This is a genomic window from Methylobacterium litchii, assembly GCF_038442315.1.
GTDB classification, from domain to species: domain Bacteria; phylum Pseudomonadota; class Alphaproteobacteria; order Rhizobiales; family Beijerinckiaceae; genus Methylobacterium; species Methylobacterium litchii.
The window spans coordinates 13,967-27,161 of sequence record NZ_JBBXMY010000003.1 but is presented as its reverse complement, the minus strand read 5'-3'; the positions used below and the strand labels follow the sequence as shown (position 1 = coordinate 27,161).

Annotated in this window: 15 protein-coding genes; 2 read left to right on the top strand and 13 right to left on the bottom strand. The window is 67.9% G+C overall.

Annotation, left to right across the window (positions count from 1 at the left end; genetic code table 11):
• Positions 1-11 precede the first annotated feature (11 nt).
• Positions 12-938: a ferritin-like domain-containing protein gene (locus tag AAHF99_RS07510; protein ID WP_342163504.1), complete on the top strand. Its 927-nt coding sequence runs from the start codon at positions 12-14 to the stop codon at positions 936-938.
• Positions 939-979: 41 nt separating this feature from the next.
• Entirely contained in the window at positions 980-1,891 is a 912-nt protein-coding gene (locus AAHF99_RS07505) for a ferritin-like domain-containing protein (RefSeq protein ID WP_342163502.1), read from the top strand.
• Between the two features lie 47 nt (positions 1,892-1,938).
• Here AAHF99_RS07505 and AAHF99_RS07500 read toward each other — a convergent pair whose 3' ends face one another.
• The 13 genes from AAHF99_RS07500 to AAHF99_RS07440 all read right to left on the bottom strand — a co-directional run bounded on the left by AAHF99_RS07500 (position 1,939) and on the right by AAHF99_RS07440 (position 13,193).
• Positions 1,939-2,385, bottom strand: a complete 447-nt coding sequence (locus tag AAHF99_RS07500) for a prepilin-type N-terminal cleavage/methylation domain-containing protein (RefSeq protein WP_342163501.1) — start codon at positions 2,383-2,385, stop codon at positions 1,939-1,941.
• A gap of 2 nt (positions 2,386-2,387) precedes the next feature.
• Entirely contained in the window at positions 2,388-2,852 is a 465-nt protein-coding gene (gene gspG, locus AAHF99_RS07495) for a type II secretion system major pseudopilin GspG (RefSeq protein WP_342163500.1), read from the bottom strand.
• 59 nt (positions 2,853-2,911) lie between these two features.
• The gene (locus tag AAHF99_RS07490; RefSeq protein WP_342163499.1) at positions 2,912-4,138 is read right to left on the bottom strand and encodes a type II secretion system F family protein; all 1,227 of its coding nucleotides are present in this window, start codon (positions 4,136-4,138) and stop codon (positions 2,912-2,914) included.
• 1 nt (position 4,139) lies between these two features.
• Positions 4,140-4,643, bottom strand: coding sequence for a prepilin peptidase (locus AAHF99_RS07485; RefSeq protein WP_342163498.1), 504 nt, complete (start codon positions 4,641-4,643; stop codon positions 4,140-4,142).
• Positions 4,644-4,735: 92 nt separating this feature from the next.
• On the bottom strand, positions 4,736-5,350 hold the full coding sequence (locus AAHF99_RS07480) for a hypothetical protein (protein ID WP_342163497.1): 615 nt from the start codon (positions 5,348-5,350) through the stop codon (positions 4,736-4,738).
• A 104-nt stretch (positions 5,351-5,454) separates the two neighbouring features.
• A complete protein-coding gene (gene gspM, locus AAHF99_RS07475; RefSeq protein WP_342163496.1) occupies positions 5,455-6,015 on the bottom strand; it encodes a type II secretion system protein GspM in 561 nt (186 codons plus the stop codon).
• Positions 6,012-7,160, bottom strand: coding sequence for a PilN domain-containing protein (locus AAHF99_RS07470; protein ID WP_342163495.1), 1,149 nt, complete (start codon positions 7,158-7,160; stop codon positions 6,012-6,014). Before AAHF99_RS07470 ends, gspM begins: the two co-directional genes overlap by 4 nt.
• The gene (locus tag AAHF99_RS07465) at positions 7,147-8,757 is read right to left on the bottom strand and encodes a GspE/PulE family protein (protein ID WP_412759856.1); all 1,611 of its coding nucleotides are present in this window, start codon (positions 8,755-8,757) and stop codon (positions 7,147-7,149) included. Before AAHF99_RS07465 ends, AAHF99_RS07470 begins: the two co-directional genes overlap by 14 nt.
• Positions 8,758-9,044: 287 nt before the next feature.
• Positions 9,045-9,971, bottom strand: coding sequence for an alginate O-acetyltransferase AlgX-related protein (locus tag AAHF99_RS07460; RefSeq protein WP_342163492.1), 927 nt, complete (start codon positions 9,969-9,971; stop codon positions 9,045-9,047).
• 170 nt (positions 9,972-10,141) lie between these two features.
• Positions 10,142-10,879: a heme-binding protein gene (locus AAHF99_RS07455; RefSeq protein ID WP_342163491.1), complete on the bottom strand. Its 738-nt coding sequence runs from the start codon at positions 10,877-10,879 to the stop codon at positions 10,142-10,144.
• Between the two features lie 241 nt (positions 10,880-11,120).
• On the bottom strand, positions 11,121-11,909 hold the full coding sequence (locus AAHF99_RS07450) for a type II secretion system protein GspK (RefSeq protein WP_342163489.1): 789 nt from the start codon (positions 11,907-11,909) through the stop codon (positions 11,121-11,123).
• 41 nt (positions 11,910-11,950) lie between these two features.
• A complete protein-coding gene (locus AAHF99_RS07445) occupies positions 11,951-12,706 on the bottom strand; it encodes a PulJ/GspJ family protein (protein WP_342163488.1) in 756 nt (251 codons plus the stop codon).
• Entirely contained in the window at positions 12,696-13,193 is a 498-nt protein-coding gene (locus tag AAHF99_RS07440) for a prepilin-type N-terminal cleavage/methylation domain-containing protein (protein WP_342163487.1), read from the bottom strand. The genes AAHF99_RS07445 and AAHF99_RS07440 overlap by 11 nt, the downstream gene beginning before the upstream one ends.
• Positions 13,194-13,195 lie beyond the last annotated feature (2 nt).

Below are 13,195 nucleotides of genomic sequence, written 5' to 3'. Positions count from 1 at the left end.
AGTTCGATTCGATGGAAGACAGCCAAGCTGCCGCCGCCGAGCTGAGCATTTTCCATGGAGATGCGGAACGGGTTGTAGCGACCTCCCGATCCGGCCCAGGAAGACGATCCTTGCTCCACACCGTGGGTCTCGGCGCCGCTGCGGCTTCTGCCCTGGCTCCTCAGGTTGGGTCTGCCCAGGCGCAGTCAGTGTCCGACGCGGATATCTTCAATTTCGCGCTCAACCTCGAATATCTCGAAGCCGAATTCTATCAACGGGCCGCCTACGGCAGCGGCCTCCTGGCGAGCGATGTCGATGGCAGCGGAACGCCGGGCTCCGTCTCCGGCGGGCGGCAAGTCTCATTCGCGGATCCCAACATCCGCAAGATCGCCGTCGAACTCGCCAACGACGAACTTGCCCATGTGCGGACGCTGCGCAATGCGCTGGGCAGTAACCGGGTTTCCCGCCCGGCCATCGACCTGAATCTCGCCTTTACGTTCGCGGCCCGCGCCGCCGGTCTCGTCGGCCCGAACGACACCTTCGACGCCTTCGCCAACGACGCGAACTTCCTTCTGGCGGCCTACATCTTCGAGGATGTCGGCGTGTCGGCCTATCTGGGCGGCGGACCGCTTATCGCGGATCCCCGCAATCTCTCGGGCGCCGCGCGCATCCTGGCCGTCGAAGGGTACCATGCAGGGGCGATCCGCACGCAACTCTACGTCAATGGCTTCTATAACCAAGCGCAGGCTATCACGAACGCCCGCAACGCGCTGAACCCGAACACTAACATCGACCAGGGAATCGGCGACGCGAACACTGCCAATATCGTGCTGACCAATCTCACGACAGGCGTAACCCCGGCGCGGACGCCGCAACAGGTGCTCAACATCGTCTATCTCAATGCCAATACACGACCGACTGGCTTCTTCCCCAACGGTCTCAATGGAACCATCCGCTGAGACGCAGAACCCTCCCCTATCAGCCAGGAATCAGGTCAGCCATGCTTACGAACGATCAGACCCAACAAGCCGCCCATCCGGTCAAGACAATGGACGTCGAGAAGGGCCGGCGAGCCTTCATCCAGGCCCTCGGCCTGGGCGCCGTTGGAGCCGCGCTCCTCGGAGCAGGCGTCACCCCGGCGCGGGCGCAAGCCCTCTCGGATCTCGATATCGCCAATTTCGCGCTCAACTTCGAATATCTCGGGGCTGAGTTCTACCTGCGGGCTTCGGTCGGACAGGGCCTGACCGACGCGGAGGTGAGCGGTACCGGCAACCTCGGCGCGGTGGCCGGCGGGCGGCAGATCGCCTTCGCCACGCGCTACCTCGCCAACTTCGCGAATGAGCTGGCACGCGATGAGCGCGCCCACGTCCAGAGCCTGCGGGCGACGATCGTGAACGTCCTCGGCGGCACCCCCATCGCCCGCCCCGCGATCGATCTGGCCTTCGCCTTCACCCTCGCGGCGCGGGCCGCCGGCCTCGCCGGTCCGAACGACGTGTTCGACCCTTACGCGAACGAGAACAACTTCCTCCAGGCGGCCTTCATCTTCGAGGACGTGTGCGTCACGGCCCTGGCCGGTGCGGCCCCGCTGATCAGCAACAAGACGTTCCTGGCCAACGCGTCGGGCTTCCTGGCGACGGAATCCTATCAGGCGGGTGCCATCCGCTCGTTCCTGTATGCCAGGAACTACCTCCAGCAAGCGAGCCAGATCTCGGCTGCGCGGGATTCGGTGGACGGGCCGCAGGTCGATGATCAGGGGATCGGCGACAATGCGACGATCAACATCACGCCGACCGACGTGAACGGGTTGGTCTTTGCCCGCACGCCGCAGCAGGTGCTGCGGATCGCCTACCTCAACGCCAACGGAACGCCGACCGGCTTCTTCCCGAATGGAGTCAACGGCACCATTCGGTGACGGCAGCCCGCCGCCGCCCGATCCGATGATCGGGCGGCGCGGTTCCATCACCGGCCATCCGAGGTTGGTGGACTGAGGACGATGCGCCCGAGCTTGACGCTCTCGAGCGTCAGCCACTTCGCGGGGCCGGTTTCCACCGCGATCGACACGCGCATAGGCTGCCACCGGACCTGCCGCTCGGCCGGATCGGGTGTGCGATCCGGCCCACGCCCTACATGGTCGTCGTCAAGGCCCGTTAGCGGCGTCAGCCGGATCTCGAACCGGCGCCCGCCTTCCACGCCGGACCGACCTCCCATGCTCATGTCGAGGTCCGACAGGGGCTCCGCGAGGAGGCTCCGCATCAGCCATTCCGGTGCCACACGATCCGCGGTCTGGGCCGTGGCGGCGCGGGATTGCACGAGGCTGCGCTGCACCACCACGGTGGCGCCCGCGACGATCGCGAAGGCCACGAGGGCTTCGATCAAGGTGAAGCCATCGCGGCCCGCCCGCTTCATCCTCACTCCCGGCTGATCGCGCTACCGTCACCCCGCTGCCCGTCCGGCCCGAGGGACGTGATCATGTAAGGGGCCGCCTTGCCGGGCACCCGATACTCGTAGGGGCGTCCCCACGGGTCGGCTGGGACGGAGGCCTGCTTCAAGTAGGGGCCGCTCCAATTCTCGGCCGACGCGGGCCGCTGAACCAGCGCCTGCAGCCCTTCGTTCGTGTTCGGATAGCGGCCGTTGTCGAGGAAATACAGATCGAGGGCCGACGAAAAGGATTCGATCTGCAGTTTGGCGGTCCGCTCTCGCGAACTCGACAGGTACCCAAGCACCCGTGGACCGGCGAGGCCCATCACGAGGCCGAGGATCACGAGGACGACCAGGAGTTCGACCAGGGTGAAGCCGCCGTTGCGGTCGCGCTCCCTGCTTCGACGCGGGCGGCCCGACGCCGCCGGGCCTGCCTGGGATACGGATCGATCCATCCTCGCCTCCTCGTCTTCCGGTGTCTCGCCGTCCGACGTCCGGACGCGCGTGGCCCGCATCAAGTCAGCATGTCGTTGATGCTCATCAGCGCGGTCATCACCGAGATGATCAGCCACGCGATGAGGATGCTGACGAACACCATGACGGCCGGCCCCACGACGGCGATCAGCCTGCCGAGGGCCGCATCGAGCTTGGCCTCGTAGAACACCGCCACCTGCTCCGCACTCGAGGCCAGTTCGCCGGCCTCCTCGCCCACCCGCAGCATCTGCACGACGTGGCGGGGGAACAGCTGGCGGTTGCCGAGGGTATCGGACAGGCGCCGGCCCTGGCGCACGCCCGCGACGATCCCGTCGATTTCGGCGGCCGCCCTGGGCATGCGGACGACGCCGCGCATCAGCCGCAGGGCGCTCGAAATGTCGACGCCGTTGCGAACGAGGACCGCGAGCGTCCGGCAGAACGTGACCGTGAATTCGCTCTGGAGCACGCCGTGCGCGCCGGGCAGGCGCGCGAGGAAAGCGATCCACAGGCCGCGCTCCCGCCCCAGCCGCGCGATCACGACCGTAGCGGCCAGGACGAGGGCCAGACAGATCACCAGCGTGTCGAGGTTCCGGTTCAGGAAGGCCGACATGTTGAAGACCACGAGGGCCGTCGGATCGATGCGGTCGCGGAACCCCTGCAGGGCGACCTCGAATTTCGGGATCAGGTAGATCAGCACGAAGGCAAGGACGCCGAGCGCTGCCACGACGAGGAAGACGGGATAGGAGATCGCGGAGACGAAGCGCTTGCGCAGCCGCTCGCCCCTCTGCCGCTCCCCGGCCAGGGCCGTGAGGGATTCCGCGAGCGAACCGGAGACTTCGGCCGCCTCGACCATCTTCACGTAGATCGGCGAGAACAGGCGCTCATGCCGGGACAGCGCCTGGGACAGACTTTGCCCCTGTCCGAGACACGTATGCAGGTCCCGCAACACCCGGACCAGCCAGCGGTCGCTCGCGAGGTTCGCGAGGATCAGCAGCGCCTCGTCCAGGGCGATGCCCCCGCGCAGGAGCATGGCGAGATCCAGCGTCATCGCCGTGATGGCGACGGGCGAGGGCTCGGGCTTGAGGAGGTCCTGCCAGCGGCGTTGCCCCTTGGCGCGCAAAGGAGCCGGCTGCGCCGAGATCGGCGTGCAGCCGAGGCGTTCGAGATGCGCGACGACGTCGGCGGGGCTCTCGGCTTCCATGCTGCCGGAGAGGAACTTGCCGCCCGGATCGATGGCCCGGTACTCGAAGCTGAGCATCGCTTCCATGTCAGCCGATCCCTCCGAGCGCCGAGACCCGAAGCTGCGGAAGGCCGACGCTCAGCAGCCAGACGAGCCAGAGACTCGGCGCCAACAGGGCCCCGTAAGCGAGCTTCATCGGTTCTTGCGACCAGTCGCGCCGGCTCCGCTGCCACAGGGCGACGACGAGGCCGCCGATGCTCGCGGCGAGCACGGTCCAGGCGAAGCCCTCGGTTCCCACGAGGATCCCGCCCGCGAGCGCGAGCTTCACGTCACCGAAGCCGAGGCCATCGTACCCGCGCCAGCGGTAGAAGCCTTCGCGGATGAGGAGGAAGGCGGCGCCGCACACCATGCCGTCGAAGGCGGCAAGCCCGAAGCCGTCCAGCGGCGGGATGCCCAGAAAGGCGGCCTCGGCGAGCCGCGCGGCGAAGCCCAGCGCGCCGAGGGCGAGCAACGCCACGTCGGAAATCGTGAAGGTCGCAAGATCCTGCCACGCGATTTGCGCGGCGACGAGGGCCAAGCCCGTGAGGATCACCGCGGCACAGGTCGGTCCATGTCCGAGCCAGGCGGCGCCTGCGACGCAAAGCGCCGCGAGCGGGGGGAGGCAGGGTGCGAGAAACGACCGGCTCATCGCACGCCCGGCCCAGGTGCCGGCCGGGGTCGTATCCCGGGCGGGGTGGTCGCTGCGAACAGCCTGTAGGTCTGGACCTGATCACCGAGGCGAATGGTGAGATGCTCCGGCCCGATCTCGCTGACCGACCAGCCGTCGATCGGATCGCCGGTGCGCAGCAGGAGAGGTGGACCGCTGCCGCGCCGCACGAGGCCCGCCGCATTCTCAGGATCCTGGACGATCCCGATGAGGCGGAGGACGGGGGCGGAGGGCGGCGGCGCGGCCACTGGGACTACGATCTGCGCGACTGCGGCCGGGGCGGGCTTCTGAGGACGCCGCGAGGCCGAGAAAAGCGGCCGCTCCCGCACCGCCTTCAATGCGGGGAGCGTGGCGGCAAGCGGGTTCAGCTCGGGAGGGACCTGTTCGTCGGGACGCTCGGAGAGCCGTGGCCGGGGCAGTGCCGAACTCTGCGCCGAGGGCAATCCGCCGCCGCCCTGCCGTGGAGCCGAGCCGGGGCCCAACACCGATCCGATGCCGCCGCCGGGCATCGCCGGCATGACCGGCGGGCCGACCGGGTCAGGCGCGGCGGGTGCATCGGGAAGGATCGTGCGGGCGACACCCCAGGGGGTCACGGGCTCCGCCTGGGCCGTGCCGGCTGACAGCGCGAGCGCCGGCAACCCTGCCAAGAACGCGGCGCGAAGAACCCGCGTGGAACGGCCGGTGCGCCTCGCCCCCATCACGGCTGCCCCCCCTTGCGGTCGCTGCGGACCGTTAGAGTGATGCGCAGCCGCGGATCGTCGGAGGAAGCGGAAGCGTCTCGCCGCTGCTCCAGCCGTGCGTCGAGGCCGGCGACGCGCAGGAGCGGCAGACCGCCCTCCACGGCCGCAAGGAGGTCGACGAGGCGATCCTGCACCGTCTCGAATGTGGCGCGGACGGTCGTGCTGAGGGGATCCTCCGCCGGAGCGTCCTCGTCCGCCCGCACCTCGATGACGCGGCTCCCGGAACGCTCGACCAGATCGACCACCCGTGTCTGCAATTCGGCCCGCGCCAGGGTCGGCACCGTGGCGGCGAGATAGATCCGACTCAGATCGAAGGCCGGCAGGCGGGCGACGGCGGAGGACCGTACCCGCCGCTCGATGTCGGCGACGCGTTCGGACTGTTCCGCTCGCACGCTTCGCGCGTCGGCCCAGCGCAGGATGTTGACGACCGTGAGCGCCGCGAGGAGGCAGGGCAGTGCGACGAAGACCGCGAGGGCGGTCGGCCCGACCCATCGGGCGGGAGCGGACAAAGCGATCATCGCGCCCCCCGGATCGGACGCGCGTGATCGGATCCTTGCCCGCGGGTGGATCCTGCCGGGTCGCCGGGTCTCTCCGCCGTGATCTCGAACAGGTCTCGCCCTGCCGCATCGCGCACGACCGGAGCGGCGAACTTCACACCGGTCAGGCCCACCTGACCTTCGAGTTGCTGGATCAGGGCCGGCGCGTCGCTCGACCGCCCGGCGAGGCGCACCTTCCCCGCGCTCAGGTTGATCTCCCGCAGCACCGTGCTGTCGGGAATGGCCGCGCTCAGCCTGTCGATGAGCACGAGGGCGCTCGCGTCGCGATGCGCGTCGATGAGCGCCTGCTCGCGCGAGGTTCCGCCGCCGCGATGGGCCTGCAGGCGGGTTCGCAGGGCGGCGAGGCGTGCCGTGGTCTCAGCCTGCTCGGCCTCGGCCTCCTGGGCGATCCACGCGCTGGTCAGGCAGACCATCATCAGCACTGCGATCGAGACGACCGCGATGCGGCCGACACGCCGCCGCAGGCCCCGGTCGGCGATGCCGGGGCGTCCTGCATACAGGTCGATGCGTGGAGGGACGTCGAGGGGATCCGCGTCACAGCCGAGGTTCGTCGGGACGAAGCCGCGGGCGGCGAGACGGTCGAGGATCGGCGCCAGCCGGTCCGCCGATGTGGCCAGGAGATCGACCGCCAGCGTACCGTCCGTCCGCTCCTCCGGCGAGACGGCGAACCCGTGCAGGACCTTGTCCATGCGCCACGGCGTGAGCCGCTCGAGCCGATGCGCGATGATGGAGGGGAGATACGCCCGGCCGGCGGAGGGAAGGGTCAAGCTGCGCCGCAGCATCTGGTCCGCCGGAAGGCGCAGGTCGATCCTGGCGAAGCGGCCCGGCGCGGCCCCGGCTATCTCTTCGAGAGAGCCCCGACGGACGAGGGCGCCGCGCCCGGCCTGTTCGTGGACGACGAGGGTCTCGCCTTCCGCCACGATCACCGCACGTCGCTGAGGGACGACGCGAGAGACGAGCGGGGCGATCCTGTCCAAGAAGGCATCGAGCAACTGCCCCCACACCCGGCCGGCGGCCCTCCCCACGTGCACGAGGCGCGCTGCCAGCGCGAGCCGGACGAACCCGAGCCCCGACGCGCCGTCTTTCCCCGATTCAGGCCGCGACACGCATCACCTCTTCCAGTGAGATGAGGCCTTCGGCGGCCTTCCCGATCCCGTCTTCGAGCATGGTCGTCATGCCGCCGGCACGGGCCGCTTCGAGGATGCGCAACGGATCCGGTTCACGGCGGACAAGTTCGCGGACGGCACCATCGACAGGCAGCGCCTCGAACAGCCCGACGCGGCCACGATAGCCCGTCCCCCCGCAGGAGGGGCATCCGACCGGCGCATGCAGGTTCAGGCGCTCCGGCGGCGTCAGTCCGCGCCGGGCGCAGACCTCGCGCAGGAGGCCGGCGCCCTCCTCGTCCGGGATCCGGCAGCGGGCACAGAGGCGCCGGACGAGGCGCTGTCCGAGGACGCCCCGCAGCGCGGACGCGATGAGGAACGGTTCGATCCCCATGTCGGCGAGGCGAACCACCGCATCGCAGGCGCTGTTGGTATGGAGCGTCGTCAGGACGAGGTGGCCGGTGAGCGCGGCCTGGATGCCGATGCTTGCCGTCTCGCGATCGCGCATCTCGCCGACCATGATTACATCCGGATCATGGCGGAGGAAGGAGCGCAGGGCGCTGGCGAAGGTCAGACCGATCGCCGGCTTGATCTGTGTCTGGTGGATGCCGGGTATCTGGTACTCGACCGGATCCTCGACGGTGACGATCTTGCGGGCCGGATCGTTCAGCAGGGAGATCGCGGTGGCGAGGGTCGTCGTTTTGCCGCTGCCGGTGGGGCCCGTGACGATGATGACGCCGTGCGGCTCGGCCAGCATCGCCTCCAGGGCGGCCCGGTCCCGGCCGGCGATGCCAATCCGGGCGAAGTTGAGGATCTGCGCGTCCTGCACGAGGATGCGCAGGACGGCCGTCTCGCCGTACAGCGTTGGCATCACGGCCACGCGCAGATCCGCCTCGATGGCGCCGACCCGGATCGTCGTGCGCCCATCCTGCGGCAGGCGGCGCTCGGCGATGTCGAGGCCGGCGAGGATCTTCACGCGGGAAATCACCGCCGGCGCCATGCCGCGCGGCAGGCTCTGCTGCGGGCGCAACAGGCCGTCGATGCGGAAGCGGATGCGCAGGTCTTCTCGCGCCGTCTCGATGTGGATGTCGGTGGCGCCGGCATCGAGGGCGCGGGTGAAGAGGTCGTCGATCGCCCGCACCACCGGTGCGCCGCGCGCGAGATCCTGCAAGGTTTCGATGTCGTCGAAGAGACCGACCTCCGCCGCGCCATCGAGGTCGGCACCCGCACGGGCGGCATGATCCGACGTGTCGTCGCGGGTGAGCAGATCCGCGATCTCCTCGAACGAGAGCACGGCGAGGGTGGTCCGTTCGTCGAGGGCGAGCCTCACCGCTTCGATCGGCTCGGCATGCGCAGGATCGGCGGCCAGAATGAGCGCGCCCTCGGCCGTGCGCACCGGATAGAGGAACATTTCCTGGAGGAACCGGCGGGACAAACCCTCGGTCAGGGGCGGCAGGTCCAATACGGCCTCTCGGCTCGCGCGCGGCAGGCTATGGAAGGCGGCCACCGCGTCGGCGAGTTCTTCGGCGCCGATGCCGCCCTGTCGCCAGATCGCGTGTGCGGTGACCGCGCCGACGGCAGCGACCGGCAGGCCCCGCATCCGGAGGAAGTCCGTGAGCGAGCGGTCGGCGGAAGATTCGACGCGAAGTTCCTCTCGCACGCGCTGATCTCCGGCTCGGCTGCCTGAGCATTCAAATTAACGAATTTTTAACCGGACACTACCTCGCGCGCAGCATGGACACTCTCGGCAAGTCTCGAAAACTGTGATTCGTGGCCGGGATGCAACAAGTTGCGCCACAATGTCGCTTCGGGCGAGTTCGGGCAGCGGAAAGCCGCCGTTCACTTCTAGAGATCGGCGTGAAAAGCACAGATCAAGCGTCGCTTGGCTTAGTTGCCGAAGGCATAGGCTTCCATCTGCCGGCCAAAACTGTCGTGTTCGAAATCGGCCGGCGGGATCGTCACCATGAAGCGCTCGGCGATCTCGGTGAGGATGAAGTCCGGGCGAAGTTCGCGGGCATAGGACCAATCGACCGTCGTCGCCCAGAAGAAATGCACTTCGAGGAACGTCTCGGCGAACATCGCGGTGAGCGCGCCGACGAGCGGCAGGTAGGCGTGATGGGCGAAGGAATCCCCGCACAGGATGATCCGGCGCGGATCGATCCCGGGCGCGTCGTTGCGGAACACGGCCCGCGTTCCGACACCGCCACCGGTCGCGCCCCGCTCCGTCAGGATCCGGTAAAGGTAGGCGTTGACGTGCTGCCGCTCGGCCGTGCGTGGATACGTCCAGACCGGCACGACCTCGTCCACATGCGTTGGGAACTTGGTCCCGAGATCGCCCGAGAGCGAGGCGAGCGCGGGCTCGGCTGGAAGGAGGCGAACCCGTGGTCGAACCCCCATACGAGCACAGATCGTCAGGTAGGCGCGATGGCAACCCGGCAGGGACCAGTGGGAATCCGTCTTGAGATAGAGGTTCTCGCGGTCCTGATCGCCGCGAAACGGTTCAATCAGATCGATCAGCGATCCCCAGGCGATGGAATTGCGAAGCCAGCGGCGCAGCAACACCGACGGCGCGAGGTCGGGATCGACCGACAGATGGGAGCGATCAGCAAGGATCGAGACCTTCTCCGGGACCGCCACGTGGAAGTAGCGCGCGCCGACGCCACGCGCCCGCCGGACGCGATCCTCAAGCAGGCGCCGCCATGCTGGAAAATGCTGGGGCGGAAACGCGTCCTTCCGGTACTGGTCCAGCACATTGTTGGACCCGCCGACGAGGAAGAGCCATCCGTCGCGGCCGCGATGAACGATGTCTTGCACGGTGTTCCACTTCGACCGGTCATTCGGCGAACCCGCCGCCGCACCAACGGCACGGCGACAGGTCCGGGTCATGACGCTCGACCATGCTGGGTCAAGATCGCGACGCGTGGATCGTCGCGAAGTGTGTCGATGCTACCGATTCGTGCGCGTCGGGTTGCATCGATGTCTGATCAGCTGTTGGTCGACTGGCCCTGAGTGCCCGCCGAATTCGGACAATTCGGGTGGCCGCCCGTCGCCGGCGTCGCGCCGTTCACCAGGGTGATCGTGTCCGTCTCCGGCCCGCGCAGGTTCAGGATCTGGCGGATGCGCCATGCGACCGAGTGGTCGGCGCAGGCGGTGTCCCCGGACACGCCGACCGCGCCCACGGCAAAGTTGCCAGAATAGAGCGCGAGGCCGCCGCCGAAGGTGATCGTGCCGCCGATCCGGAAGCCGAGCATCGGGTCCTGCGCGGTGCCGAATTGGAAGTAGTCACCATTGTAGGCCTTCTCGGCCTGCAGGACGTTGCCGCCCTCAAGACCGAACAAGGGGTTACCGCCGCTCGGCGACGGCTGCGCGAAGCCGTAGAGCTGTGCCGTCGAGAGCGGTCCGCGACCGGCCGTGACGCTGAGGCTGAACGCGTTGGCGGTATAGGCCTTGGCCGCAGCAATCTGCCGGCTGCCGAGCCATTGCGAGTCGATCGCCGCGCCCGAATACGCCACGGCGCAAACATTGCCGGAGCGATTCACGGCAACAGCCCAGAAATCGTTGTTGAATCCCGTGGAGTCGGCGGCCGCAGCCTGTGTCACCGCCGCTTTCAGCGCGTCGTAGCTGATCGGGCAGGCGACCTGTGCTTGAGCCGACGAGATTCCTCCCAAGGATCCGATGGTGAGAGCTGCCGCAAGCAGCCCCTTTTTCGCATGTCTGTGCATGATTGGTCCTCACTGATGATTCGGACGTGCTCCCCAACTCGCAAGTCCGAACGAATACTCAGTTGAGTGTTTTTATATATCAAGCAAAAACTGCATTGATTTCGTAAAATTTGATCGAATTGTGTTATCGAAGCACAATTAATGATTCGTCAAAACGACAATACAGCCGCAAGGCAATCTCTCGACTGCCGCGTTTAGAGGGCCGATCGTTCTTTGAACGCTAGGTGACAGGTCGCTGTACTCAAAACACCGGTTCATACGAGGTTGTGTAGTAAAGAGCCTGATCCCGTGCGGCCTTGACGGTCGTCATCCAGATGCGCTTGTGCGACCGCGCGGTCGTAGTCGCGTCCAGAAGGATGCGGAAGCAGCGACCGGCTTTGACGGCGAGGAAGGCTTGCTGATCACGGAGCAGGTTTGCCAAATCCTCAGCCAACTGGTCCGTGGGGTCCTCGCGGAGTCGCAGCACGCGGTCGATGGTCTGCGGCATCAGGCCGGGAAGGGCATTGAGGACGGTGACGGGCGCGGTCGCCGGAGCGATCTTCCCCTGAGGGTTCAGGACGGTCACGAACTCCGAGAGCACGGCCGCTTCGGACGGGGTCAGGCCGGGCAGCCAGCGCAATTCGCCGATAGAGCGGAAGCCCGGTTCCCGCCGCTCGCGGTTCGCGCCCGTGGATGGGAACCGCTCGCGCCATGCGACGACCTTGGCCGCGAAGACTTCGGGTTCCATGTCGGCGAGACCGGCTGCCCGGTAGAGACCCGCGAGCAGCACGGGAGGCGATCCGTTAAGATCGATCTTCCCGGCTTCGTCCTCTACGGTCACTTGCACCACACCGTCATCGAGGCGAATTGTGCGGCCGTTGACGCGGAAGGCCGGGCGCTTGAGTTCGTAGAGTTCGTAGGTGACGAGGCTCGCCCCGGCCTGGGTCAGCCCTTCGAGCCGCATCTGTTCGGACGCCGTCAGCACCGCATCGATCTCGCCCCGGACCGCGAGGCTGAGGGAGCCGAGCACGCCGGTCAGCAGGGCCAGCACGGCCAGCACCGCGACGACGATGAAGCCATCCCGCTTGCCCCTCATGGCTTTCGCCCCTGAAGGGCGTTGACGATGGCCGCGGTGCTGACCCCATCGTCGCCGTCCCGGTCGGCAGGTCGGCTGCAAAAGGCTTTCATGGGGGTGGCACACCCCGATTCGGCTTCCACGCGCAGGGCGACGCGCAGCGATCGGGCGACCGAACCGGTCTCCGGATCCTCCAACGACAGTCGCACGGCGACGGGCATCGAATCAGGCAGGTCCCAGGCGTCGAAAGCGATCTCGGGGGTCTTGGCGGTCGCTGCGGCGATGTAGGCGAACCGCAGGCGCCAGGGGCTGCGATGCAGGAGGCGGACGGGTTCCCGGACGAGATCGGCACTGTCCCGCGCGGCGGGGGAGAACGCGGCCTCGGCGCGGAAGACCTCGCCGCCGGCCGCTGTGACGACGCTTTGAAGTTGCACGATCTGCGAGGGCGCCGTGGCGGAGCCGGTGGGAGAATCGACCGCGAACAGCAGGGCGTCGGCGCTTCCGAGGAAAATGAAGGGGCGCGCCTCCAGCGGCCCCGCCCACCGCTGCCGCTGGGCGAGCGCGATTTCCCGGGCAATCGCGTCGAGGCCCCTCCGGTCGGTCTCCGAGGCTTCGACGCGGCCGAAGACCAGCCCGGCATGGCGGGATACGACGTTGGTCAAGGAATAGAGGCCGAGCAGAACCGCGCCGCTGATGGCCAGCGCCGCCAGGGTCTCGGCCAGAACGAACCCGTCCTCGCGGTTCCGTCCGGCTTGGAGGTGGTCAGGGTGCATGACGCGCCTCGCTGCCCTGCACGTAGACGGCGGCGCTCACCGGATCGATCCGGAGGACCACCCGCTGCTCCCGCGCGTTCAGGATCGCGATATCGCCCACCGTCGCCTGACCGTCCGGATCGAAGCGGACGCCGCCTGCCAGCCTATCGGAGACCAGCATCCGATAGTGCGGGGGAAGCACGACCGTGTTGGCTCCCGAGCCGGAGCGGACGGCACCCGACTGCCGGTCGAGTTGGCTCACGACCGGCTGGCCTCCGCGAAGCGCCGCGTTCCGGTCCGCTCGCAACAGGACCGCGATGCGCGCGGCGATCGACCTGAGTTCGCTGACCCCTCCCGTGGCGGAAGCCCGGGGCAAGGCGAGGCCCGCCAGCAGGCTGACGATCACCAGGGCCAGCATCAGTTCGATGAGGACATAACCCCCGTTCGCGGTGCGTATGCCCGCCACGGCCTGCCCCCTGATCGCGTGGTCGGCGCGGCTCCGGATCATGG

Excerpts from the sequence above, each read along its gene's own strand:
- AAHF99_RS07500 (WP_342163501.1), bottom strand. The coding sequence starts at position 2,385 with ATGAAGCGGGCGGGCCGCGATGGCTTCACCTTGATCGAAGCCCTCGTG.
- AAHF99_RS07490 (WP_342163499.1), bottom strand. The coding sequence starts at position 4,138 with ATGGAAGCGATGCTCAGCTTCGAGTACCGGGCCATCGATCCGGGCGGC.
- AAHF99_RS07505 (WP_342163502.1), top strand. The coding sequence starts at position 980 with ATGCTTACGAACGATCAGACCCAACAAGCCGCCCATCCGGTCAAGACA.
- gspM (WP_342163496.1), bottom strand. The coding sequence starts at position 6,015 with ATGATCGCTTTGTCCGCTCCCGCCCGATGGGTCGGGCCGACCGCCCTC.
- gspG (WP_342163500.1), bottom strand. The coding sequence starts at position 2,852 with ATGGATCGATCCGTATCCCAGGCAGGCCCGGCGGCGTCGGGCCGCCCG.
- AAHF99_RS07440 (WP_342163487.1), bottom strand. The coding sequence starts at position 13,193 with ATGATCCGGAGCCGCGCCGACCACGCGATCAGGGGGCAGGCCGTGGCG.
- AAHF99_RS07455 (WP_342163491.1), bottom strand. The coding sequence starts at position 10,879 with ATGCACAGACATGCGAAAAAGGGGCTGCTTGCGGCAGCTCTCACCATC.
- AAHF99_RS07445 (WP_342163488.1), bottom strand. The coding sequence starts at position 12,706 with ATGCACCCTGACCACCTCCAAGCCGGACGGAACCGCGAGGACGGGTTC.
- AAHF99_RS07510 (WP_342163504.1), top strand. The coding sequence starts at position 12 with ATGGAAGACAGCCAAGCTGCCGCCGCCGAGCTGAGCATTTTCCATGGA.
- AAHF99_RS07465 (WP_412759856.1), bottom strand. The coding sequence starts at position 8,757 with ATGCGGGGCCTGCCGGTCGCTGCCGTCGGCGCGGTCACCGCACACGCG.